Annotated in this window: 22 protein-coding genes; 14 read left to right on the plus strand and 8 right to left on the minus strand. The window is 37.8% G+C overall.

What is annotated here, in order from left to right; all coding sequences use genetic code 11:
* Nucleotides 1–96 precede the first annotated feature (96 nt).
* From H4J56_RS03890 to H4J56_RS03910, 5 genes are all read left to right on the plus strand, one after another.
* Nucleotides 97–2010, plus strand: coding sequence for a SurA N-terminal domain-containing protein (locus H4J56_RS03890; protein WP_182221628.1), 1914 nt, complete (start codon nucleotides 97–99; stop codon nucleotides 2008–2010).
* Between the two features lie 133 nt (nucleotides 2011–2143).
* Nucleotides 2144–2695: a methyltransferase domain-containing protein gene (locus H4J56_RS03895; RefSeq protein WP_220465901.1), complete on the plus strand. Its 552-nt coding sequence runs from the start codon at nucleotides 2144–2146 to the stop codon at nucleotides 2693–2695.
* A gap of 436 nt (nucleotides 2696–3131) precedes the next feature.
* Nucleotides 3132–4610 carry a glycerol kinase GlpK gene (gene glpK, locus H4J56_RS03900; RefSeq protein WP_182258910.1) on the plus strand — a complete coding sequence of 493 codons (1479 nt, stop codon included), beginning with the start codon at nucleotides 3132–3134 and terminating at the stop codon, nucleotides 4608–4610.
* 135 nt (nucleotides 4611–4745) lie between these two features.
* On the plus strand, nucleotides 4746–5582 hold the full coding sequence (locus H4J56_RS03905) for a class I SAM-dependent methyltransferase (RefSeq protein WP_182250663.1): 837 nt from the start codon (nucleotides 4746–4748) through the stop codon (nucleotides 5580–5582).
* A 22-nt stretch (nucleotides 5583–5604) separates the two neighbouring features.
* A complete protein-coding gene (locus H4J56_RS03910; RefSeq protein WP_182258911.1) occupies nucleotides 5605–6366 on the plus strand; it encodes a type 1 glutamine amidotransferase domain-containing protein in 762 nt (253 codons plus the stop codon).
* 39 nt (nucleotides 6367–6405) lie between these two features.
* Here H4J56_RS03910 and H4J56_RS03915 read toward each other — a convergent pair whose 3' ends face one another.
* Nucleotides 6406–6930 carry a VF530 family DNA-binding protein gene (locus H4J56_RS03915; RefSeq protein WP_182258912.1) on the minus strand — a complete coding sequence of 175 codons (525 nt, stop codon included), beginning with the start codon at nucleotides 6928–6930 and terminating at the stop codon, nucleotides 6406–6408.
* 66 nt (nucleotides 6931–6996) lie between these two features.
* Nucleotides 6997–7830, minus strand: a complete 834-nt coding sequence (locus tag H4J56_RS03920) for an SDR family oxidoreductase (RefSeq protein WP_182221623.1) — start codon at nucleotides 7828–7830, stop codon at nucleotides 6997–6999.
* 105 nt (nucleotides 7831–7935) lie between these two features.
* Between H4J56_RS03920 and H4J56_RS03925 the strand changes: the two genes are divergently transcribed.
* The 4 genes from H4J56_RS03925 to H4J56_RS03940 all read left to right on the plus strand — a co-directional run bounded on the left by H4J56_RS03925 (nucleotide 7936) and on the right by H4J56_RS03940 (nucleotide 11698).
* On the plus strand, nucleotides 7936–8748 hold the full coding sequence (locus H4J56_RS03925; protein ID WP_182221622.1) for a crotonase/enoyl-CoA hydratase family protein: 813 nt from the start codon (nucleotides 7936–7938) through the stop codon (nucleotides 8746–8748).
* A gap of 87 nt (nucleotides 8749–8835) precedes the next feature.
* Complete coding sequence (locus H4J56_RS03930; RefSeq protein ID WP_182221621.1) at nucleotides 8836–9738, plus strand: radical SAM protein; 903 nt, start codon at nucleotides 8836–8838, stop codon at nucleotides 9736–9738.
* A 242-nt stretch (nucleotides 9739–9980) separates the two neighbouring features.
* Entirely contained in the window at nucleotides 9981–10745 is a 765-nt protein-coding gene (locus H4J56_RS03935; protein WP_182214870.1) for an ABC transporter substrate-binding protein, read from the plus strand.
* A 173-nt stretch (nucleotides 10746–10918) separates the two neighbouring features.
* Nucleotides 10919–11698 (plus strand): HD-GYP domain-containing protein, encoded by a 780-nt coding sequence (locus tag H4J56_RS03940; RefSeq protein ID WP_182221620.1) that lies wholly within the window; start codon nucleotides 10919–10921, stop codon nucleotides 11696–11698.
* 91 nt (nucleotides 11699–11789) lie between these two features.
* Here the strand turns inward: H4J56_RS03940 and H4J56_RS03945 are convergent, their stop codons facing one another.
* The 4 genes from H4J56_RS03945 to H4J56_RS03960 form a co-directional block, all read right to left on the minus strand.
* The gene (locus H4J56_RS03945; protein ID WP_182221619.1) at nucleotides 11790–13061 is read right to left on the minus strand and encodes a flavohemoglobin expression-modulating QEGLA motif protein; all 1272 of its coding nucleotides are present in this window, start codon (nucleotides 13059–13061) and stop codon (nucleotides 11790–11792) included.
* A gap of 130 nt (nucleotides 13062–13191) precedes the next feature.
* Nucleotides 13192–13815: a DUF502 domain-containing protein gene (locus tag H4J56_RS03950; protein ID WP_182221618.1), complete on the minus strand. Its 624-nt coding sequence runs from the start codon at nucleotides 13813–13815 to the stop codon at nucleotides 13192–13194.
* A gap of 64 nt (nucleotides 13816–13879) precedes the next feature.
* Nucleotides 13880–15748, minus strand: a complete 1869-nt coding sequence (locus H4J56_RS03955; RefSeq protein ID WP_182258913.1) for a glutathionylspermidine synthase family protein — start codon at nucleotides 15746–15748, stop codon at nucleotides 13880–13882.
* A gap of 387 nt (nucleotides 15749–16135) precedes the next feature.
* Nucleotides 16136–16888 carry an ABC transporter substrate-binding protein gene (locus H4J56_RS03960; protein WP_182214880.1) on the minus strand — a complete coding sequence of 251 codons (753 nt, stop codon included), beginning with the start codon at nucleotides 16886–16888 and terminating at the stop codon, nucleotides 16136–16138.
* Between the two features lie 223 nt (nucleotides 16889–17111).
* Here H4J56_RS03960 and H4J56_RS03965 point away from each other — a divergent pair, with 223 nt between their 5' ends.
* On the plus strand, nucleotides 17112–17795 hold the full coding sequence (locus tag H4J56_RS03965; protein ID WP_182214882.1) for a glucosaminidase domain-containing protein: 684 nt from the start codon (nucleotides 17112–17114) through the stop codon (nucleotides 17793–17795).
* Between the two features lie 517 nt (nucleotides 17796–18312).
* Here H4J56_RS03965 and H4J56_RS03970 read toward each other — a convergent pair.
* Nucleotides 18313–19137 carry an AraC family transcriptional regulator gene (locus tag H4J56_RS03970; RefSeq protein WP_182258914.1) on the minus strand — a complete coding sequence of 275 codons (825 nt, stop codon included), beginning with the start codon at nucleotides 19135–19137 and terminating at the stop codon, nucleotides 18313–18315.
* A gap of 180 nt (nucleotides 19138–19317) precedes the next feature.
* Here H4J56_RS03970 and H4J56_RS03975 point away from each other — a divergent pair, with 180 nt between their 5' ends.
* Both H4J56_RS03975 and H4J56_RS03980 read left to right on the plus strand, forming a co-directional pair.
* Nucleotides 19318–19986: a glutathione S-transferase family protein gene (locus H4J56_RS03975; protein ID WP_182258915.1), complete on the plus strand. Its 669-nt coding sequence runs from the start codon at nucleotides 19318–19320 to the stop codon at nucleotides 19984–19986.
* A 139-nt stretch (nucleotides 19987–20125) separates the two neighbouring features.
* Nucleotides 20126–21082, plus strand: coding sequence for an alpha/beta fold hydrolase (locus H4J56_RS03980; protein WP_220465902.1), 957 nt, complete (start codon nucleotides 20126–20128; stop codon nucleotides 21080–21082).
* A 25-nt stretch (nucleotides 21083–21107) separates the two neighbouring features.
* Here the strand turns inward: H4J56_RS03980 and H4J56_RS03985 are convergent, their stop codons facing one another.
* Complete coding sequence (locus H4J56_RS03985; protein ID WP_182251915.1) at nucleotides 21108–21797, minus strand: hypothetical protein; 690 nt, start codon at nucleotides 21795–21797, stop codon at nucleotides 21108–21110.
* Nucleotides 21798–22428: 631 nt separating this feature from the next.
* On the opposite strand from H4J56_RS03985, the gene mgtE reads away from it, so the two are divergent.
* A complete protein-coding gene (mgtE, locus tag H4J56_RS03990) occupies nucleotides 22429–23784 on the plus strand; it encodes a magnesium transporter (protein ID WP_182214888.1) in 1356 nt (451 codons plus the stop codon).
* 348 nt (nucleotides 23785–24132) lie between these two features.
* Nucleotides 24133–24975: a phospholipase A gene (locus H4J56_RS03995; RefSeq protein ID WP_157470793.1), complete on the plus strand. Its 843-nt coding sequence runs from the start codon at nucleotides 24133–24135 to the stop codon at nucleotides 24973–24975.
* Nucleotides 24976–25004 lie beyond the last annotated feature (29 nt).

A 25004-nucleotide genomic window follows, 5' to 3' on the forward strand; every position in this document is an offset into this window, starting at 1 on the left:
AAAATAATTAAATCTTCGTCTGCTACTTCAAGGTCAGTGATGCTTCTGATAGAATCCTGAACAAAGATATATCTGTCGTAATAAATAGAGAAAAAGATGTTAGAAAATATTCGAGAAGGTTCACAGGGCTGGATTGCAAAATCAATCCTAGGTTTAGTTATTTTAACTTTTGCTTTAGCGGGAATTGGTACTTATACCAACTCAGTAGACACATCTGTCGCTGACGTTAACGGTGAAAAAATATCACAAGATGCTTTTAATAAAGCTTATCAAGCGCAACGTAATCGTATGGCACAACAATTTGGTGATATGTTCGAAACATTATCAGCAGATGAAAATTATATGGCTAACTTTCGTAACGGTATTTTAGATAACCTAATCAATGAAAAGCTGATTGATCAAAGTACAGTTGATATGTCTATTCGCGCTTCTGATGAACGTATTAAGCAAACTATTCGCACGATGACTGAATTTCAGGTCGATGGTGTTTTTGATAATAATCGTTATTTAGCGATGATTAACCAAGCCGGTTTTTATCAATCTTCAGATTTTCGTGATTACTTACGTGTTCAAATGACTCGTCGTCAATTAACACAAGCACTTGTTGCCAGCGAGTTCAACTTGCCATACCAAGAAAAACGGGTAAGCGCTTTACAAAACCAAAAGCGTAACGTCCGCTATGCGACAATTAATGCTGAACAGTTTAAAGCCGGTATTGAGTTAACTGACGATGAAATCAATCAGTACTACTTAGCTAATCAAGGCCGTTTTGAAAACGAAGAAAAAGTAAAACTTAACTACATCGCACTTGATGTTAACGACATTGCAAAAACAATTGAAGTTAGTGACGCTGATGTTAAAGCTTACTACCAAGAGAATATTGCCAGCTATCGTCAAGACGAACAGCGTCGTGTCGCTCATATTTTAATTGAGTTTGGTGATGATGAAGTTGTGGCAAAAGTAACGGCAGAAGCTTTATTAGCCCGTGTTAATGCCGGTGAAGATTTTGCTACTTTAGCCAAAGAAAGTTCAGACGATACTTTTAGCGGTGAAAATGGTGGTGATTTAGAATGGATTGAACGTGGTGCCATGGGCGATGCGTTTGACGAAGGCGCCTTCGCGTTAACCGAGATTAATAGCGTAAGTGATGTTGTCGAAAGTGACTTTGGTTTTCATATCATTAAATTAACCGACCTAAAAGCTGAACAAGTTCAGGCTTTTGCTGATGTAGAAGTAGAACTGCAAGCAAAAGTGAGTCAATCAAAAGCACAAGATAAGTTTTTTGATTTACAACAGGAAATGGCACGATTAAGTTTTGAAGCTCCTGATAGTTTAGACGAAGCTGCTGAAGCCGTTAACTCAAAAATAATGACGACAGACTGGTTAAGTAAATTTGGCAACGTAGCGCCATTTGATAGCCCCAAAGCAATCGAAGCTGCTTTCTCTGATTTAGTCCTTCAAGAGAACTTAAACTCAGACATTATTGAAGTTAGCGATACTTTAGCGATTGTTATTCGTTTAGAAGAGTACCAACCAGCAGAAGTTAAGCCACTTACTGAAGTTACTGTACAAATTCGTGATACTTTGATTAGCGAGAAAGCAACAGAGCTAGCACAAACAACAGCTGACTCTTTACTTGTTTCATTTAAAGCAGGTAATGATATTAGCGAGCAGTTAACAGCGATTAACGCCGTGTTTATTGAAAAAGCTGATGTTACACGCTCAGGTAGTGATATTGCGCCTAGCTTAAGTCGTGAGGCTTTTAAATTACCTCATCCAAGTGAAGGTCAGATTTCAGCAACGACGGTAACATTAAATAACGGTGATTTAGCCTTATTAGAAGTTCAAGCTGTTATAGCGAGTAATGTTGAAAAAGCACTTGACCCAAGAATGGCACAACAACAAACGCAACAACTTGCACAATCTGCTTACCAAAGCTTTGTTGAAGCATTAAAAGTTAATGCTGAGATCACCCGTAAAGCAATAGCGGCGCCAGTATCTCAGTTTTAAGTAGCTAAGTGACTCAGTCATCAAGCGATTAAATAACGATACTTATTAATGATGAGTATTGAATTAAATGAAGGCTGCAAATTGATTGCAGCCTTTTTTATTACTCATAGAAAAAAGTCAAAAAGCTAAAATTATGCATTCTTCCTTGCTAGAAAAGTATTTACCTGAACTTAACCCTCATGAAAATTCATTACCCATCTTAGATCTGGCTTGTGGCAATGGCAGGAATGGTTTGTTTTGCCTAGAGAAAAATTTAGCGGTGACTTTTGCTGATATTAACGCGCAGTCATTAGCGAATGTTCAGCAAGCAATAAGTCATGATGCAGATAAATATCAATCAACATTAGCCACCTTTTGGCTTATTGACTTTGAACAAAGGTTTTCTCAGCCATTAGTTGAAAATAGTTATAGTGCCGTAATGGTTTTTCGCTACTTACATCGACCACTTATCGAGCAGATTAAAGCGGCAGTAGTTCCTAATGGTCTCGTTATTTATGAAACGTTCACCTTAGGACAAGCGGTTCTTGGTCGCCCCAAAAATCCTGATTTTTTATTAAAAAAAGGAGAATTACTTGAGCATTTTGCTGGTTGGCAAATTATTCATTCTTTTGAAGGGACAATAATTTCAGATACGGGAAATCATAGCCAAGCCATAGCGCAAGTCGTGGCGAGAAAACCTTTATAATTACTTAACAAGTAAGTTGTGGCATGATCTGTTTAACCTGCTTAACTTTATTCATTCAGCGGAGACTGTTTTGTTTTATCGCAAAGTATCTTTTATCGATATGTTTAAGCGATAACAATTTCAGACACGGGTAATAATAGCCAAGCTATAGCGCAAGTCGTGGCGAGAAAACCTTTATAATTGCTCAACAAGCAAGTTGTGGCATGATCTGTTTAATCAGCTTAACTTTATTCATTCAGCGGAGACTGTTTTGTTTTACCGCAAAGTATCTTTTATCGATATGTTTAAGCGATAACAATTTCAGATACGGGTAATAATAGCCAAGCAATAACGCAAGTTGTGGCGATAAAACCTTTATAATTGCTCAACAAGCAAGTTGTGGCATGATCTGTTTAACCTGCTTAACTTTATTCATTCAGCGGAGACGGCTTTTTTTATGGCAAAGTATCTTTTATCGATAGACCAGGGCACGACAAGTTCACGGGCGATATTGTTCACCACCCAAGGTGAACGTTACGCGAGTGCCCAAGAAGAGTTTCCGCAATATTTTCCTCAAGATGGCTGGGTCGAACACAACCCTAACGAACTATGGCAGAGTGTCTTAAGTACCTGTCAAAAAGTGCTAGATGAAAATCAGTTGAGTGCTAGCGATATCTTAGGTATTGGCATAACCAACCAGCGAGAAACGACCCTCGTATGGGATAAAAATACTGGCGCTGTTATTTACAATGCGATTGTTTGGCAAGATAGACGTACCGCTTTTTTTTGTGATTCAATTGATTGTCAAGACATCAAAAATAGCATTATGGATAAAACGGGGTTAATTTTAGATGCGTACTTTTCTGCAACCAAAATTAATTGGTTATTGGATAATGTACCCGGCGCAAGAGAAAAAGCAGACGCAGGTCAGTTACTTTTTGGCACTGTTGATACTTTTTTATTGTGGCAATTAACGGCGGGGAAATCTCATAAAACCGATGCAACTAATGCTTCTCGCACTATGTTATTTAATATTCACCAACAATGTTGGGATGATGAATTACTGGCTTTATTTTCAATACCCAAAAGTATGTTGCCTGACGTGATGGACTGCGCCGCTGAATTTGGTGTCACGCAATTATCTTTATTTAATGGTGAAATCCCCATTTTAGCGATGGCTGGCGATCAACAGGCGGCTTTATTTGGTCAAGCTTGTTTTACTGAGGGCATGGCGAAATGTACTTATGGTACAGGCGCATTTTTAATGCTAAATACCGGCAATAAAGCTTTAAAGTCAACTAATCGCCTACTGACAACTATTGCCTATCGTTTAAACGGTGACGTTACTTATGCTATTGAAGGCAGTATTTTTATGGCAGGGGCAACTATTCAATGGCTAAGAGATCAATTAAAGATCATTGATAAAGCAAGTGACAGTGAAAAAATTGCTGAAAATACGGTTGTTGAGCATGGTGTTTTTTTAGTCCCAGCATTTACAGGCTTGGGTGCCCCGTATTGGGATCCTAATGCTCGCGCTGTCATTTCAGGCCTTAGTCGTGACTCAGGTCGAAATGAAATAATTTCTGCTGCTTTGCAGTCGGTTGCTTTTCAAAGCAAAGATTTACAAAATGCTATGGCAAAAGATGGCTTAGCGCTCTCATTTTTAAAAGTAGACGGCGGTATGGCGGAAAATAACTGGCTGCTTAATTTTATCAGCGATATGTTATCGATAACGGTTGAACGCCCTGATATCGTTGAAACCACAGCGTTAGGCGTTGCTTATTTAACCGGCTTACAAGCAGGCGTTTTTTCTTCTGTTGATCAATTATCAACCTTGTGGCGCTGTGAAAAAAGTTTTACGCCACAAATCAGCGAGCAGAAAAAAAATCGTCTTTATGCACAGTGGCAAAATGCCGTAAGTAAAGTACAACGCTAGTACCTTAATTGCGAGTAGTTATCAATTTAGACAAAAGCTGGCGATTGTTATTGTCACTTTAATTAGCACTGAAATTCTGCACTTTACGCGTTAACGGGTATACAATGCTAATTTTATTATTCTATAAATCTCATTATGCATATTGATCCTAAATGGCGTGTTTTAACGGTTGGCGATGGCGACTTATCTTTTTCTGCATCTTTACTTAAACATCATCAACCCCAGCAGCTGACAGCAACCATCTATGACAGCATGGCTTGTTTACAGGAAAAGTACGGTGATGTTTATTATCAGCAGTTACAGCAGGACAATTGCCAAGTCATCACTGATTTTGACGTCACTGATGAAAATACTTGGGGGACGTTAGCTGAAAAATCATTTGATTTGGTGATCTTTCAATTTCCATTATTACCCGCTTTTCCTTCTGAACAAGCTTTTCAAGCTCAGTGCCAGCAATTAAGTGTTAATACCTTAAACAGAGCTTTACTGAGAAAATATCTGTTGAACTGCTTTCAATACTTTCTTGATGAAAACGGTGCAAAACTTGCGTTGATCACTTCAAAGAATGTTAAACCTTATCTGCAATGGAATATTGAAAAAGCATTAATCACTGATACCGATATCAACTATATTGGTCGTTTTTTCTTTGATATTACTAAATTTCCAGATTATAAAGTCAGGAATGTAAACAGAGATAAACATGTTAAATCAACTCAAGGTACAACTTATATATACAGCCAAGCGCCTCTAGAAAACTGTAAGGCGATGTTTGATGCTAACAGCGACGACTATATTACCTATAACCGTAAAAGTAGGGTGCCTGAAGATAAAAAATGCTTAGCTTGCCATACAGGCGCTTTCGCCACAGAGCACGACAAGCAAATGCATTTAGCCACTAAGAAACATCAGCAAATGTCTGCCTACGAGCAGCAATGGACTTATTTCCTGCAACAAGAACAGGCTAACAAATAAATCTTAAATAGGGTCAATAAAGATGCATAACAAAAAAGTACTGATCCCGCTACCGCGCTATGGTTGCGATCCTTCAGAAGTCGCTATTCCTTGGTTATTGCTAAAAGAACAGCAGGTTGAAATGACCTTTATAACACCTGATGGCCAGGTCGCGACGGCTGACGATATTATGCTGACTGGAAAAGGTTTGGGCTTGCTAAAACCCTTATTACAGGCTAGACAAGATGCCATAAATGCCTATCGTCAACTGGAACAATCAGCTGAATTTAATAAGCCTTTATTTTACACCGATGTGAAAGCCAGTGACTTCGATGGATTATTATTACCGGGTGGGCATGACAAAGGGGTAAAAGAATATTTAGAGTCAGAGGTATTACAAAGATTGGTGGTTGATTTTTTTAATGAAAATAAACCCGTCGCGGCTGTTTGTCATGGCGTATTAATTCCAGCGAGAAGTATTGATCCCAAAAGTCAAAAATCGGTCATCTATAATTATCAATGTACCGGGCTATTAAAGCGTCAAGAGCTTATGGCTTTCCAATTAACTCGACTTTGGTTAGATGATTATTATTTAACGTATCCAGAAACAACCACAGAAGATGAATTAGTGGCAGCACTTGCCAGTAAAACTCAGTTTGTTGCCGGCAGCTTGCCATTAGCTCGTGATGATTTACAGCACTTGTCACGTGGCTTTATCGTTAAAGATAGAAACTACTTATCGGCGCGATGGCCTGGAGATATTTATAATTTTAGTTTGAAATTTATTGATATGTTGACAGATTAACCCTTTAGTAAATCTGTCACTTGAATGCTTATATTGATGTTACTTAGGAGAATCAGAGTAAGGATTTGAAGATGCACTAGATGGCTTTGAGCGTTCAGGTTTTTCTGTACGACGAGCAAAGCCCTGTTCACTTTTATCTTTATAGCTACCCTTACTGCTATTACTTCTGCTATCTCGACCTTGTGATGAAGGTTTGTTATCAGAAAAATTGGATGATCTGATTGTAGGGATAGGGGCTTGTCCTAAAATGAGTACGGCAGGGTCTTTAGGTTTCTGGCGTGCTGGTATCACTCGCAGACGCGGTGGAATTTCATATTGTTCATCATCAGCTTTAGGCAAGTTCTTAAATTGATATAAATAAAAACGTTCCATTTTTTCACGTGCCCACTCGGTCTTACGCAAAAACTTTAAGCTAGATTCAATACTAGGCTTGTTTTTAAAACAATTAATATTGGTATATTCCGCTAGAATTTCCCAACCATAATGATCATACACTTCATTTAAGAGTGTATCTAATTTAAGCCCGTGCAAGGGATTATTGAGTTGTTCGTCTTCTAGCGTCATGAGATTCTTTTTTACTAAACAGTTATAGCCATATTATATACGGATATGCGGACAATGTACTTGCCTTTATTCTTTTTTGTTTCGATAACGTTCTTTTGCTTTTCGACCTTTTTTATAAAGTGCCGGCCTTAGAAAGCGTCTTAGTGAAGGAAACAGATAAGAAACAGTAGTTAACCAACCGCTCGAACGAGGTAATGAAATCTCGATTTGCTCCCCTTTGGCTACGCGGATTATTGCCTCAGTGACTTGCTGTGGACTGCTCATCGGTTGAGAAAATACAATATCTTCTACTTCATCTATTTCAGACATAATAAAGCCAGTATTGATTGGCCCCGGAGAAACCAAACCAATACTAATCCCCGAACCGCTTAATTCATCAGCAAGGGCATAGGTAAATGCACGCAGCCCAGACTTAGTTGCGCAATAGGTTGCAGCGCCCTGTAATGGTGTTCGACCAGCTAAAGAGCCAACATTAACGATGCCGCCAAAGCCACCATTAGTTATACTGCTGCGTATATAAGGTAAAATTAATGCCGACAGTGCTATTGGCGCACGTAAATTTACATCGACCATTTTTGCTAATTGTTCAGCGGTATTATCTTCAACATTACCGCGTTGATGATAGCCAGCATTATTAATAAGATAATGAATACTGCCAAATTTCTCTTGAGCACTCTCTAGCATTTTTTGGCAATCAGCTGAATTAGCGACATCCATCTTGATGGTTAACACCGAAGTTTCAACACTAAGTTCTTTTTCAATCTCGTCGAGTGCTTGTTGTCCTCTGGCTAACAAAACCAAATTAGCTTTCAATTTGGCAAAGGCTCGGGCAGTTTCTGCACCAACACCTGCAGATGCACCGGTAATAACGACTGTTTTACCTTGAAAATAATGTTCCATCTTTATGCTTCCAGTTTCATTTGTTTTTATTTGTTTTTATTTGTTTTATTTATTTACATCTCATGTCGACAAGGTTATTTTATTCTGGTCTAACCAGAGGTCAGTATGCCAGAAAAAACCGTATTGTTAACTATCGAAAACAACATTGCTTATGTTGCGCTTAATCGTGCAGATAAGCATAACGCTATTAATATGATGATGTTTTATCAACTTGATAAAATTATAAAACAATTACAAAAAGATAAATCACTGCGAGCAGTAATTGTTCATGGTAAGGGTGTCGACTTTTGTAGTGGTTTAGATGTTAAGTCTGTGATGAAAGCACCGGTTAATATCTTTAAACTCCTGTTTAAATGGTTACCCGGTCAATCAAATTTAGCACAACGTGTATCAACGGGCTGGCGTAAAATTCCTGCTCCGGTGATCATGGCATTACATGGCAGAGTTTGGGGGGGCGGTTTACAAATAGCACTCGGTGGCGATTTTCGCTTTGTTGAGCCCAGTGCTACTTTATCTATTTTAGAGGCAAGGTGGGGACTCATTCCGGATATGGGCGGCACTTTGGCACTTAAAGAACACTTGCCAGCAGATCAAGCGAAGTTGTTGGCGATGACTGGTCAAGAAATTTCTGCGCAGCAAGCACTTGAATTCAAGTTAATTACCGATATTTGTGCTGATCCCTTAGTGTCAGCAAAAAGCTTAGCAGATAAACTTTGCCAGCAATCACCGGATGCGGTTGCAGGTGTTAAAAAACTTTATAATCATGTTTGGTGGCGAAGTGACCGTTTTACCTTAGCCCGTGAAACTTATTATCAATTAAAAGTTATGTTAGGTAAAAATCAAAAGATAAAAACTTACAACCAAACCCATAGCACCAGTGAAGCGAAAGTCTTTAAAGATAGAGGCGATTGGTCGTAAGATTTAACTGAATATTTTCAGGTTGAATTTGCTACTTTTTTTCGATGATGTGTAGCTATCTAAAGTGATCTAAAAAGTGAGTGACCAATGTATCCCCTTAAATATATAGAGCCAGTTTTTCGTCCGCCCAGTGAGTGGAAGAGCCTTATTTTGCAAGTTACCAATGGCTGCTCTTGGAATAATTGTTCTTTTTGTGAAATGTATACGGCCGAAAATAAAAAATTTAAACCGAAAAAAGTCGCATTAATTGAAGAAGAGATGATTAAAGTTGTCGACTCAGGCTTACCGGTTGGTCGGGTGTTTTTAGCCGACGGTGACGCAATGATGTTACCGTTTAAACGCTTGAAAGAAATACTTGAGCTAATAAAGCAATATTTTCCGCAAGTCACTCGTGTTGCAAGTTATTGTCTACCAAGAAACGTCAGTAATAAAACGGTTGAACAGCTAGCAGAGTTAAAGGCGTTAGGCTTGTCTCTCTTGTATGTTGGTTGTGAAAGCGGTGACGATGAGGTCTTACAATTAATTGACAAGGGCGAAACCTATCAAAGCTCTTTAATTGCGCTCAACAAAATTAAGCAAGCAGGTATTAAAAGTTCAGTGATGATCTTAAATGGACTTGGCGGACCTGAGCTATCCAAACAGCATGCCATTAACTCAGCTAAATTAATGAATGAAGCACAACCCGACTACTTATCGACACTCGTGGTTAGCTTTCCTTTAGGGCAAGAACGTTTTGCTAAAAACTTTACTGACCGACAATATCAACCCTATCGACTGCTAAGTCAGCAAGAGTTATTTATTGAAATGGCAACATTGTTATCCGCTCTGGAATTAGAAAAAACTATTTTTAGGTCTGATCATGCTTCAAATTACTTAGTCTTAAAGGGCATTTTAGGGAAAGATAAAGAGAAACTAGTTAATACGGTGCAAATGGCATTAGCGCATTCTACAGAAATTCCGCTTCGTCAAGAATGGCAACGAGGATTATAGCCAGTAATTCCTGTACACTAAAAAAGTTACTAATTAAAATAATAAACTCAAACAATATGTTAAGTTAGTTATAGTTTTATAGTCAGCTGATAAATGTAGTCCGTACTTTATTTACAGCACATAGCTCAGTCCACCATCAATAACGTTGATATGGCAAGATATATTGACTATAAATAAGGTTGACGTTAATTGATAATAAAGTCTGTTAATTTTGTTTTGTCGTGGTGGAGGATTCAGTTTTAATGAATAAATTTATTATTAAGTCTATTTTACTATTTTTTATTGTGATTGCTCCGCTACAAGCACTTCAACAATTATCGCCAACAAAAAATATTACTTTTTATACTGAAAACTATCCTCCTGCTAATTATTTAGTTAATGATAAGCTTAAGGGAATTTCAGTAGAGACCTTAAAAGCGTTATGGAAACATTTAGACATTGCAGAACAAGAAATTCTGGTTGTTCCCTGGGCACGTGGCTATAGATTTACCTTAGATAAAGCCAACAGCGCTTTGTTTACCGTTTCTAGAACTCAAGCTCGAGAAGGTTTATTTAAATGGGTTGGGCCTATTTTTCACTCTACTCATGTACTAATGGCCAAAAAATCAAAAAACTTTGAGTTCGCTAATTTAGGGCAAGTTTTTTATCGTAAAGTTGCCACCGTAGCAGGCGATATCTCAGAAATTTCGCTTAATCAAGTGGGTTTCCCTTCCTCTAACTTGGCAAAAGTCTCCTCCTTAAAACAAGCTTTTTTAATGATGCAATCAGATCGTGTCGACATGATTGTTATCTCTATACATGGTTTCGCTCATTTAGCAGAACAACTTGGCTTTGATGAAACTGACTATGAACAGGTCTGGCAGGTCAATAAGGTAGGTAACTACTTTGCTTTCAATATAAACACAGCCAATGACGTGATAGCACTATATCAAAAGGCCTTCGATGATATTGCACCGCAACGGTTAGCGATTAAAGCTACTTATGCTTTACCCCAAGCTGAGTATTAATGAATTAGCTATATTAAGTGTTTTGTTTATTGAGCACGCTATCAAACCTTAACTCGACATCATGATGCCTGGGCTAAATGGCAATATAGTTGCTGAAAGGTTAAAACTTAATCCTGAGACCATGTATATTCCAATTATTATGGTGACTTCGATAGGACGAGCATGCGGCTAAATTGACGGCACTTAAAGTAGGCGCTGATGATTTTCTTACTAAGCCAATCGACCGAGCTGAACTTATATTACGGGTTAGGAATATGTTGCGCTTAAAGGATTACAGTGATCTCCTTACAGAATACAACAATAAACTTGAAGACAAGGTTAAAGAACGTACGGTTAAGCTTGAAAATTCTTATAAGGAAACTATCATCACTATGGTCAGCGCTGCTGAATTTAAGGATGAGGAGACCGGGGCACACGTACGCCGTATTGCACACTATTCATATCTGTTAGGACGATTGCTTGGTCTGAGTAAAAAAATGAATAAAGCATTGTTTTATGCGAGCCCAATGCACGACATTGGTAAGATTGGTATATCAGATGCTATTCTTTTCAAAACAACGCCTTTTACACCTCAAGAGCGTGAGACCATGAACACGCATAGTGTTATTGGCGCAAAAATCCTGCAAAAGGGGGATTCTCCTTTTATCAAAATGGGCGCTGAAATCGCATTAAATCACCACGAAAGATGGGATGGCACTGGCTATCCTAATGGTCTTTCTGGTGAAGATATTCCATTGTCTGCTCGTATTATGGCGCTGTGTGACGTTTATGATGCGCTGCGTTCAAAACGTCCTTACAAGCCTGCTTTTAGTCATGAAAAGGCAGTAAAAATAATTATTGAAGGTGATGGTAGAACCATGCCTGAGCATTTCGACCCTAAGGTGCTTGCTGCTTTTGCCGCACATCCAGGGAATTTTGAAAAGGTCTATGAAAAATATAAAGACGACCACTAACTTTTGCATAAGTAACGCTGTTTTAACAACAGCATTAACCGCTATCATATATAAGTTTGATGGCAGCTAGTAGCTGTTGTATTTCGCAACGTTAATTGAACGTTTTTGGAATGCTGTGCAGCAACTCATCATAATGGCTATAAACTTTAGGCATATCCATTTTATTGAGAAACTCAGAGCAGGTTAAGTAAGCTAATAAATAGCGTGCGTCTTCAACCCATGGTGGTAAGTATTTACCTGGTTGGCATAGCCCCATTTCCTCTAATTTGTATAATACTGGAATGTCTTCAATATCTAATTTTCCACAAAATAATAACTTAAGACAATCTGCTCGACCATTAGCGGCGATAGCTTTTAAGAAATTATGCACGCGGATAAGTCCTTCTAAGTAAACACCATCTTTAGTAAAGGGGGCGCCGCCAGTTAAAACACCCCCCCTGAAAACTCTCCGAGTATTTTCATAAGCTTGTGATTCATTGCCAATACGACCTAAGAAGTAGTCATACACTTCTAAAAAGTCTGCACCTTCAATCGACATTTGTATCGCGATAATACGGTCAGCTAGTCTGCGCAGTCTATCTAAATCGATAGAATTAGTGATATATTCAGAAAATACCGCCAAGCCTTCTTGTGTTTTAGTGGTCCCAGGATGACCAGCGGCTAATATTTTAAGGTGCGGCTGATTAAGTCCATTAATCGAAGTGGCAACATGAATATGGGCTTCATGATTAATGAGTTGTTGCGCGTCAAGATCAGTAAAACAGGCTGTCCTCCTAATCCGTATTAACTTTGGGTTTGCTAACGCGTTGGCAGATAGCTCATCAACCACTTCAACTTTTGGCGCATCTGTACCAAACATTTTAGTCACGGCTGCTTGCATTTGCTCAGCGATATCTGAAGCTAGATAACACATAGGTGGTGGACTACCAAAGTTGTAACTAGCATAACTACTAATTTGTTTGTCAAAAATATTCGCTAATTCAAGCGGTGTTGATTTACCGTCAGTAAATGGGTTGGTAGGTTTACCGTAAAGCGCCTCAGAAAATTCATAAAACTTTTTAGTGCCTACCGATCCCATCATCAAAGCACCATGTTCAAGCTTAGTTGAAATGCGCTTTAGCCATTCATCTATGTCTGAATTCCCCATCAAGCTTCTAGCTTCACTCACTAAACTTAAGGTTTTACTAGGATCAAAAGTAGGGTAGCTAACCTTAGGTAGCTCTTTACACTTATCCGCAAAGAATTTCTGTTTAATATCTCTATTCCATTCTAAATGGGTGAGTATTCTAATCGGTTGGCTAGCGCTGTATAGAATAGAACTTATCTGGCATATCCGTTCTTTTTCCACTTCTAATGTATTCATGGGTCATTAAATTCCATAGTCATTACGAGTTACTTACTGAGTTAACTCACAAAATTTTCGTTAGCACCAAAAATAAATCGTTATCTTATTGGTTTTGCTTTGTAAATTGGCGCATTAACACATGGTAAAGTTAAGGGTTTTTAAAATGATCTTTTGTTAATGTTTTAGCTGAGCCAACACCACAGCCGACGATTAAGTTCATCACGCTTTTAGCACTACCTTCAATGTGTTTAACATCTGCTTTAGGAGCAAAAATAACAAAACCATTAAATGGGCTAGGGCTAGTAGGCACAAATACCGCAAAATGATCCTCTAATTCGTCAGTAATATAACCCAAAACTAATTGTTCAGATTGAAATGCTTTAAGCATTACTGGGCGCGTAAAAGAACCACCATCTTTATTTTTAAACTGGCTCAGTATATCTCTTATCAGCGTATAACCAGGAATTGGAACAAGTAAGCGTTGTTCTAATTGGCCATGAACATAGCGTCCCCATACTGTTTGTACGAGTAGTCCTATGATAAAACACAATAAAAACACTGCAGTAAACGCAAGGATTTCAGCTAAAGGGATGTGAGAGACAAATTGTGTTGAGAAAAAAGTAGATATCGGTTCAAAGGCCATTGAAAGTGAATTTAATAGCCAAAAAGCGACTTTAAAGACAATAACAACGGGCAATAATATAACCATTCCACCAATAAATGCCGTTAATAAAAAGTTTTTAATATTTTTTAATATACTTAATAATTGCAAGTTAATATCCTAGATACGGTTGAAATAAGCGCAGATATGCTGAATGTTAGCGCAAGAAACATTTTTATACGTCATGTTTACATTGTAATGCTAAACAATCACTATCTTTATCAATAATCATTGACGAGTCGACTCTTACACCACTACCGGCATAATGGCCATTTGCGGTAAAAGTACAAACTTGCACATATTTATCCTCGACATAGGGCAAGGGGAACAATGTTTGGTAAATTTGCTCTCTTGTTTCAAAATTACCTGACTTTTCGGCAATCACTTGCTTGTTTTCATCTATTATCTTTATATTTGCACCACAGCGGCCAACGATTGGCTTACTTACGTAGCCAGTTTGCTTAAGTTCATCAGTTAATTCAAAGCTGGTATTTAACAAGTAGGGATGATTTGGAAATAGCATACATAGCACAGGTAAAATCGCTTTGTTGCTAGGAATAAGTGTCCAAAGTGGCTCAAAAACCATAATGTTATCGTTTAGTAGTACGTCAGATAAGCTAGGTTTATGCGGTTTTTTATGCTGAGCTTTATTAGTGACATCATCTTGATTTGCTCTTATTTCGTCAAGTGCAGTTTCCCACGCCCATGTTTTCCATATCCATTGAATCTTTATGCCGGCAGAATCTTCAATTTCATTATTTTCATTGCACGTTAATGAATCAATCCCTACCAATATTTTACATTGATGACCCGCCGCTTCTATGGCGTTTTTCATAAAGAGTGCATGATAGGTTTCTTCGGGGTCATCATCTTGTAATATATGAATAACGGAGTCGATAGCACGAGCTTGCCAAGCTTTAACTAAATGGCTAAATAAGTCTGTGCCTGCATCAGTACCTCCTTTTACTTGGAAGTGTTTTAGCCATTTACCTTGTACTTTTCCAACCTCCATATAGCATGATGCCGAATCACAATTATATTCGTAGACCTTCAAGCCATGTTCAGACATTGAAAAATCAAAACGGCTTGTTACTAATTGATTAGCGCGGTTAGACCATGAGCGCTTAATTTTTTCATTTAGGTTTTTGGGTAAGCCGAATTTTTCCAATAGCTCTGGATGTTCCAGCACGTAATCGGTAGCATGCATAAACATTTGATGCAGTTCATCCGTGGCCGTTTCTAGTGCTAAATGAGCTTGGGGTGATATACGGTAATAGCGTAAAGCGCTTGCATCATCACATGACAGTCTATGGCCAGCCATCATTTGAAAAAATGCATATTCGTCGTCATTGGCGAGGTTTAACCAAGGGGTATTGGCTTTATTTTGTGCTGGCGCAGTACAAGCTTCAATATTAAACACGGCGGGTTCTGGCAGAGAAGAAATCAGCGCATCTGTTTCATCATCAGTTTGTATTAACCACCCCAAAATGGTTGACCCATCAGAGGGGCAGTGTAGCCAGTAGTCGCCGTTACTGCCTAATTTTGCTTTTATTTCACGCGAATAGTTTTGCCCATTGGGCCAAGGTGCAAAGGCCATGTTTTGTTCGGCGATATACACTTTATCGTTAAAAACTGCAGTGATTATAGCTACGTGACCCGTTTCTTCAAATTCTCCACCTTCATCCCAAATTAGTAAACTTCCTACTTCAGGTAATCTCTTTGCGCCATTTTCAAAGGCATTTAAGGCGAGTTCGTTATTATTTACAATATCTCTCACGGAACGTAAATTAAATATTTCGTAAGCCATAGCTACATCGTTAAAAATATAACCTTTGTTGGTGTAAAGCCATCGACGAGCAAATTCAACACATTGCCATTTATGTCCCATATAAATATCATCTACATAGCTTCTAAAGTGACTACGCGATTTATAGATTAATGGGTCTACGGTATCATAATCGCTAGAATAAGCGGTTACATTGCCCATCGATATACCGATAGGGGTGCCAAAAGAGACATCTTGTATGTTTTTAATTTTAGTCATTTAGTCCAGACTTAAGTGGCTATTAGCGTAAAAAAAATGCTTTCGCTATAGCATTGCCCTTTAAAATAGTTGAGTGAAATAATGGTTAAGATGAACGATGAGCTCATTTAAACTAACTTTACATTAAGCTTAATATTCTGGTCAAGATCAGATTAAACTAACGGTCTTTTTTACGTAAAATATAGAGCATAAGTAGCTATGAAGCTAACCTTGTAATATTTTTGTTTAAGCTAACGGATATAAAATAGCGGAGGCATTTTTATCTTTGTGCAAAATTGATGAGTAATATTGAGACGAGGATGATAAGAATAAACCACTAAACGTTGAGCACTTTTCGCTAATGGTTCGTCATCCTTAGAGGCGAGGCTATAATCCGTAAATAACTCACTAGTTACCTAAGGTATACGATGCGAATATTTTTTCATAACGACCATTCGCTTTTAATTCTTTAAGGCCTTTATTGAAGGCATTTCTGGCTTTTTTATCATGAAAAAGAATATTATTAGGGCTTGCTCCAAAAAGTGGGAATTTATCCACTAATAAATGGGTATTGATTTGTCCTTCTTTTTGAATTTTAGCTCGGTAATGTTTAAATATTTGTAGGTCTAGCTGAATGATATCGAAACGTTCTAGATATAACATTTTAACCTGTAATTCTTGATCATGATTCTCTAGATAAAGCGGGTTTTTGTTGGCCATTACGGCATACTCTCCACCCAAATGTGTTTTGGCGCCTTGCCAAGACAATAAAGAGTATGAAGCTAGCTCATTCAGGTGAGTAAATTTATAATTATGCTTTTTTAATGCGAAGGCAAAATTTTCGTAAGCATAAGCTTCATCAGATAAGAAACCGGTAAGGTTTTCTTTGGTCATTGTTTTTAAGTTCATGTCACAGGCCGCATCAACATCCTTAGCTCTGAATGATGTTATTCGGCGAGCATATGGATAATAAATTGCTTCTATTTCATAGCCAGCGGGCTCTAAGGCCTCTCTTATTAAAGTTATTATTATACCGTCGTTAGTTTCAGGCATTACCCAAGGTGCAAGAGCATCACCAAAGGCAATGGTGATTTTTTGTTGAGCAAAGGAAGGCAGAGTAAATAACAAACTGATGATTAATAAAAATAGTTTTAGCTGCATATGTTAGTTAATAGGATAATAAATAAGTAAAATGAGTATAGACGAAAAATAGACGAAAAATAATTTTTCACAGCTGTTTATCAAACAAGTAAATTTTTTATGACACGAGACTGCAGAACTAGATAACTTTACTTTTAAAAATTTAGCGAACTTTATGCTATACTTCCTGAAAGTTAACCGCTTTTTTATACTTAACAATATATTTCTAACTACAAGGCTTGCCATGAAATTAACTGCTTTTCAGTCAAAAACATTATTGATACTTATCCCCTTAATATTATTATTATCGACAGCGATTTATTTCTATGGCGCAAATGAACCTACTTTGCCAAAAATGACAGTACAAGAGAAAAAGGCTCGCTTTAAAAATTTAATTATTCCTGCAATAGACGAAGTTTATGATGAACTTATGGTTCAATATCTTGACGTTTCAGAGTCACTTAAGTTAGGTAGTGATAACGATATGATAGAAAAACTGAAAATAGAATATAAAGCCAAAACTGATAATGAGCTGTTAATGGCACTTAAACCTCACCCTAAAAGTATTGCTATTGCACAAGCGGCAATGGAGAGTTCTTGGGCAACCTCTCGTTTTTTTAATGAAGCTAATAATATTTTTGGTGTTTGGTCATTCGATGAAGATGAACCTAGAATCGCGGCACTGAAAAAAAGGGGTGATAAAACCATTTGGCTAAAAAGATACCCTTCTATTAAAGCCTCGGTAAGGGGCTACTATCGAACCCTTGGACGCAGCGCCGCCTTTCAGAAATTTAGGCAATTACGACTAAAAACTGATGACCCCTACTCTTTAGTTAAAAAGTTAGACCGTTATTCTGAAAAGGGTGCAGAATATGGTGATGAATTAACCTCTATTATAAAGTTTAATAAATTTAATACTTATGACTAAAGTTCGGTTAAATTTATCAGTGTCGTCGAGAAAACTCGGTACTTAAGTGCCGAGTAGTTCCCTCAAGTAAGGCTGATTTAAAGCATGCTGAAGTAGGTGTTCGTTATCTTCATCGTGCTCGATTTTATTTTTTGTTATCCTGCATAATACCTGCTCAACGTTATCCCCATTACCCGTAAAGACTTCAGCAAAGTTTACATCTTAGCTCCCCTTTATAATTCTGATAATCGATACTCATTTAATCGTAAATCTAAGCAGGCTCTCAAGCGATAAACTTATCTGGCATAGACAAATTCCTGCTGTGGTTACTTTGAAAAAAGTATTCCGGCAACACATTGCATGAATCTTGTGTCACTCTATCTCGCCCCCTTGCAAGGGGAACTTTATTATATTTGAGCTTACAGGGTTTTGAAGTATATATTTGCGCTAATATATCGATGAAAACACTTAGGGGAAAACACTTAGGGGAAAACACTTAGGGTAAAACACTGCTTAGTTAGAAATTTCTTACAGCGGCCTAAGGTCTCAGTGTTATCCCTTGGTGTTTAATCATTAACCTAAAAGCACCAGGAGTTATCCCGTAGCGGCGTTTAAAATGTCGGTAAAAATGACTCAGATTACTAAAGCCCGAAGCAAAAGCAATTTCGGTTATATCGGTGTTGGAACTAGCAAGGTTTTTAGCAACGGCATCACAGCGCAGTTTTAAAAGATATTCAATAAAACTGAAACCGGTATGCTGGCGAAATTGGCGAGCAAAATGACTTCTTGATAGATTAACTTGCTTTGCCACCTTATCTAAAGTGATATCCATAGTGTAGTTATTGTTGATCCAATCTTGAGCATTGGTCATTCGCAAAGATGATTGTGCATTTGCTTGCTGCTCGTAACCGGCGTTGCTGATATGGATCAGTAATAGTCGTAAGTAGAGGTTCTCTTTTAAACAAACATTTAATGGTGAGCTCGAAATGGTTTGTATTTCGAGTTCATTGGCCATTTTTTGCATTCCTTGCGTACTGTGCTGGCTGCTTGAATTGAGATTGTTAGTTAAAAATCCTCCTTTAGATAACGTTTTTAAATACAAACTGTTGGCGGGTGTTGACAAGTTATCAAAGGACGGGGGAGCAATACATGCAAACAGTAATTTTGTTTCGGTGTTTTTATCTATCGTGATTGAATGTTGATATTCAGCAGGGATAAAAACGGAATGTCCGCTTAAAATTTGATGGCTTTCGTCATTAATCGTTATGCTTACAGCACCTTTTAAACAAACGACAAACTCATGCAGGTTATGCTGGTGCTGCTCGATATCTCGACGTAATACAACACTGGATGTCCAAAGCATTAAAATAGTCCGATAGTATAATTATGTGGTTCAATCGTATGCGACGCCAGGCAATAAAGCTATTAAAATAATATTTACTTAGCACTATTGTACTATTGATTGCGGTCATCACGAATAAATCATGATAGCAATTTATAGTACAATAGTTGGCTTTAGGCTTTTATCTTAATGGGGAAAACTATGATTGTTGTACACCACCTTAATAACTCACGTTCGCAGCGGGTGCTTTGGGCTTTAGAAGAGCTTGGCGTCCCTTATGAAGTTAAGCGTTATGAGCGAGACCTAAAAACAAATTTAGCGCCTAACACCTTAAAGAAAGTACATCCATTGGGTAAATCTCCAGTGATCACTGATGGTAGCATTACTGTTGCTGAGTCTGGAGCCATTATTGAATACCTTGCACAAACTTATGGTGGTGATGATTTTACTCCCGATATTGGCACAGAAGCACATCGCCAGTATATTTACTGGTTACATTTTGCTGAGGGAACATTGATGCCACAACTATTACTAAAAATTATCTTTGAAAAAATATTGAAAAGTACGATGCCATTTTTTGTTAAGCCAATTGCTAGAGGGATTGTGAAAAAAGTAATGAAAGGCTATGTTGGGCCAAATATTACCGGGAACTTAGACTTTATCGAAAGCCATTTAAAAAATAATGAGTGGTTTGCTGGAGAAGAATTATCTGGTGCTGATATTCAAATGAGTTTTCCTCTAGAGGCTTGGGTTGCCAAAAGTTCTAATGACAATAACTACCCAGAAATTACCGCTTACGTTAAGCGTTTTCAAGCCCGTTCAGCCTATCAAAAAGCCCTTAAGTCGGGAGGTCATTACGATTATGCTTAATAACGACTTATCATTATGGCATTGTTAATGTTTGGATATTTACCCGGGATGATTATTCATTGTAGCTGTTACTGATAGAATAAATTCAGCTACAATCAATCTTCATCAACAATATATAGAGAAAAAGGCCAATAATCTCTTGAGAATCTTAAAAATTAGTCTGTTTATACTACTAAGCGTAGTCGTTTTATTTACCAGTTATCTTTATGTTAATCAAGCACCTGATAAGTCAGTCGCTGAACTCAGCAAGCGCTGGGCTGCTGAGCCATCACAATTTATGCAGATTGCCGGTATGAATATACATTTTAGAGATGAAGGACCAAAGTCTGATGAAGATCCTATTGTCTTAATTCATGGTACGAGCGCGTCATTACATACATGGGATGGCTGGGTTGACGAACTAAAAACACAGCGCAGAGTTATTCGCTTTGATTTACCTGCATTTGGTCTGACCGGCCCCGATCCTAAAAATAATTACACTATTGAGCATTATGCTGAAGTTGTTATTGCTGTGTTAGATAAGTTAAAGGTTAAAAAAAGTGTATTAGCAGGTAACTCTTTAGGCGGGTATATTGCTTGGGCTACCGCAGTGTTATATCCAGAGCGAGTCTCTCAAATAATTTTAGTCGACGCGAGTGGCTATCCTTTTAAGTCTGAATCTTTACCCTTAGCCTTTAAATTGTCTAAAAATCCGATAACGAGCCGGTTATTAAAAAACGTTTTACCTAAATCTTTGGTGAAAAAAAGTGTTGAGAATGTTTATGGAAACCCTGACTTAGTCACCAGTGAATTAGTTGACAGGTACTATGATTTGACGCTTCGTGAAGGAAATCGTAACGCTCTAAAAGAACGTTTTAAGCAGACGGTACCCGGGGATTTAGCCAAAAAAATCTCAACAATAAATGTACCAACGCTTATCATTTGGGGAAGAAAGGATAAGCTCATCCCCATCAAGCTTGCGATGAAATTTAAGAAAGATATTATCAACAGTCAATTAGTTGTCTTTGATGATTTAGGGCATGTACCTCACGAAGAAAACCCTCAGGCAACAGTAGCAGTCGTTAAACAATTTTTACAAGGTAATAAGTCTCAATAATCATTGCGATAACGCCAACTGGAATTTAGTGTAAGCCATTAACGATATCGTTAATGGCTTTTTTGTAGTAGATAGCGACCAAGATAAGACGTTGTAGCTCACTGTCAAAGTGCTTATCTTGACGAGAACATAATTCAGCAAGCACTTTAATTACCTTTGAGTAGTTGGTTGTGGCTAAGGGCTGTTGTTTACTTTCAATCTCTATTAAGGCCAATAATGCGGTAAGTTCGTGCGGCGCTAGCGAAATTAAATTTTGATTAGTCGATAAATAAACTTCAATGGGAGTTAAGTTTTCGTGGTCACGCTGGCAGAGTGCATCACGTAAGGTATTATTGCTGCCAAATAACATCATTGAACGTAAATAAATAAAGGGTGGGGTACTGGCGACTACTTTATTGCCAGCGAATAAATAATGTAAAGCATTGCGCTGTCTGCGATCTGTTTTTGTAAAGTTGTCTTGTACCTGAAGGGCAGGGGTAAAAAAACTCAATGTGTCGTTGGTTTTAATTTGTGCGATAAGCGCAACAGGTAAAATTTTACTGGCTATTAATGTCGTGGTTAATTGTTGATAAAAATCAAACGATGCGACTTGCGCTATTCCTTGTTGAAATAGATAAGCTAATTGAATGATATTTTCCGACTCACTTGAAGCTAAATAATGTTGGCGTAAATCATTATCGTCATCTGCTGACAATAAAGCGATGAATGTCTGCATATTTTCCTTCATTGTAACCCTTGTTTAATACAAATAATTGGCTCAGTGTATACTCTAATTGTTTTGTTGTGTGGTATTTTAAAATAATAAAATTATTGCAGTCATTATCATTTGGTAAGCCAAGTAATTAAAAACCTCAGGCGATATTTAAACGTTATTATTACTAGGCCTATTGACGATTTGTAGGTGTTAGCTTACCGGTTAGCATTACTGGCACTCAGTGTTTACATTAAGGCTTTCTATAACAAGAAATAGAGAAAGCCTTACTTCTATCTATTATTTAAAGGCTAAAAAGTGGTGGTCCAGTAAAGTTAGCAAATGGTACAATTTTAATGTTTTTATAAGGCCAATGCACTGCTTTGTCTACATTATTATATGCATATTGTTAAAATTATTTTTGTCCTCGTTATTTTAATATCTAGTGACTGGCTAGCGCTTTTAGCGATGACTTATTGTTAAGCGCCTAAAGTAAGTGTTTTATTTACATAAATTTAGCCGGGCTTTTCAAGCAATAGCTTGACCTATTAATAAGCATTGATGTCAGTGGTGATTGCGACTAAATTACGCTCAAGCAACTTGCTAAGCACGCCTTTTCCAGTAAATATTGAATTAATCACTATAAGTGGATCCTATGAGCAATACTTTTACCAAACTTGTTAGCCAATTAACGCATTCATTAGAGCAAGAAGACGATCGTGAGCTGTTGATTTCAATAGAGAAATATCATCCGGCTAAATTGGGCCGATTACTCGAATCACTACCCAATAAATATCGCGATGATTTTTGGAGTTTGATCCCGGTTAATTACAAGGGTGAAGTCTTACTCTCAGTGCACCGCGAACTGCGCCAATTTTTGATTAAAAAAACCAGTGAAGCTGATTTACTTAAATGTTTATCGACGCTTCAAATGGATGAGTTAGCCGACATTGATGCTGATTTACCATTACCAGTAGTAAGCGCTATGGTTGAGGCCATGGATAGTCAGCGAAAAGAGCGTTACCAAACAGTGGCCTCTTTTCCTGATAATACAGCCGGCGGTATGATGGATGTTGACGCTACGGCGGTCAGAAAGGATGTTAGTCTTAAAGCCGTCTATCGGTATTTGTGTAAGTTAAGAAAAAAAGAAGGTATGTTGCCCGAACAACTTGACCAACTGGTTGTTGTTGACAGAAATAACAAGGTACAAGGAACCTTATATCTTAGTGACTTGGTTTCAATGGATAATAGCTTGTCGGTTGGCGATGTAATGAAAAACGATGTGCCCTTGATTGATTCGTTACAATCGGCCATTCAGGTTGCACAAATTTTCGAAGACCATGATTTAATCTCTGCGCCAGTTGTAGATGAAAATAATTTTTTGTTGGGTCGAATAACGGTTGATGATGTTATCGATGTGCTAAAACATAATTCAGAGCAGCGTTTATTGGCCTCCGCCGGCCTTAATGAAGAGCTCGATATGTTTGCCCCTGTTTCTCATATTTCTTTTAATCGAGCTATTTGGCTAGGCACCAATTTAATCACCGCCTTTGTGGCCGCTTGGGTCATTGGCTTTTTTGAAGCATCAATAGAACAACTTGTCGCGCTCGCGGTACTCATGCCCGTAGTGGCAAGCATGGGAGGCGTTACAGGTAGCCAAACGTTAACTGTCGTTACTCGTGGTATTGCGCGCGATTTAGTCAGTAGTGCCAATATTGTTTCGCTGACCATTCATGAATTAAAAGTCTCTTTTATTAATGGCATATTATGGGCTGCAGTGGTCTTTTTAATTACAATTTTATGGTATGACGATTGGCAGTTAGGGGGCGTTTTTGCGCTGGCTCTTTTTGTTGTGAGCCTTACCGGTACGCTTTCAGGTGCGCTTATTCCTATAATATTGAAAAAACTGGGTGTAGACCCAGCCATTGCGGGCGGTGTTATTTTAACAACCATAACCGATGCGGTTGGTTTTTTAATCTTTTTAGGGACTGCGACTTATATTTTGATTTAATTAGCCTTGTTTTAATCATCAGCAGAAGGCCAATAAGCCGCACCCTGGTGCTTATGTAAACTACTTTTACAAATAAGTTTGACTGACCCAATTGGATTTACCTGTTATTATCGCTATTATTAACTCTAGTTAACAATGTACTTAATCAACCCCTGTTTAAGTACTTAATAACAAAACAGTGAATGACGAAAAATAAACTGAGCGACTATCACAATGCCTTTAAACATTGATTGATAAGTCGATCCTATACTAAATTTTTATGAGAAATAACACTTGAACAACGTCCATATACCAACAGTTATAACTAAAACCTTATGCTTAATCCTGCTTTTTTTACCTCAGTTATTAATGGCTGAAGAAGTAAGTGTCGCCACAAAAAAAGAAAAATCTATTCTAGAGAAAAGAGAACAAGCGCTTTTGAAAACAACCGCTAACCCCTTTGCTATTTCGCAACATAGATTAAATTACCTACTGCCAGTCTCCTATATTAGTAAACCAGGTACCCGCACGGTTGAAGAGTTAACTAATGATAATGTTGATAATGTAGAGGCTAAATATCAAATTAGCATCAAGTTTCCTATATATTTACCAACGACTGATGCTTCAGGTCTGTACTTTGGTTTTACCGCAGTATCGTATTGGCAATTGTACAACAGTGAGGCATCTAAACCTTTTCGAGAAACAAATTACGAACCTGAATTATTTTACAGTTGGCAACAGAATCACAGCATATTAGGCTTTGAGTTTAATCAAGTTCAGTTTGGCATCAATCATCAATCCAATGGTCAAAGTGGTCTTTCATCGCGCAGTTGGAACCGAGTTTTTGCTTCGTTAGTGTTTAGTGACGAAAGTGCTTTTTATTATATAAAAGCTTGGCATCGACTAGCTGAAGATGAAAAAGAAACACCACTTTCTGTGATTGGTGATGACAATCCAGATATTACAGACTATCTTGGGCATATGGAATTTGGTGTTGGTACTCAGCTAGGCAAATTCAACCTTTTCACTGCGGTGCGAAATAATCTTAAATTGAGTGATAATAAAGGTAGTGTCGAACTAAATCTTTCTTATTCATTGACTGAAGGTTATGACTTCTTGATACAGTACTTTAATGGTTATGGGGATTCACTTATCGACTATGACCGTCATCAACAACGCATTAGTTTGGGTATGCAAATGAAATTTTTATAAGTAACGCAACGTTATAAGGTTTAATCACC

The organism is Colwellia sp. BRX8-4, from assembly GCF_014077345.1.
Classification (GTDB): Bacteria; Pseudomonadota; Gammaproteobacteria; order Enterobacterales; family Alteromonadaceae; genus Colwellia_A.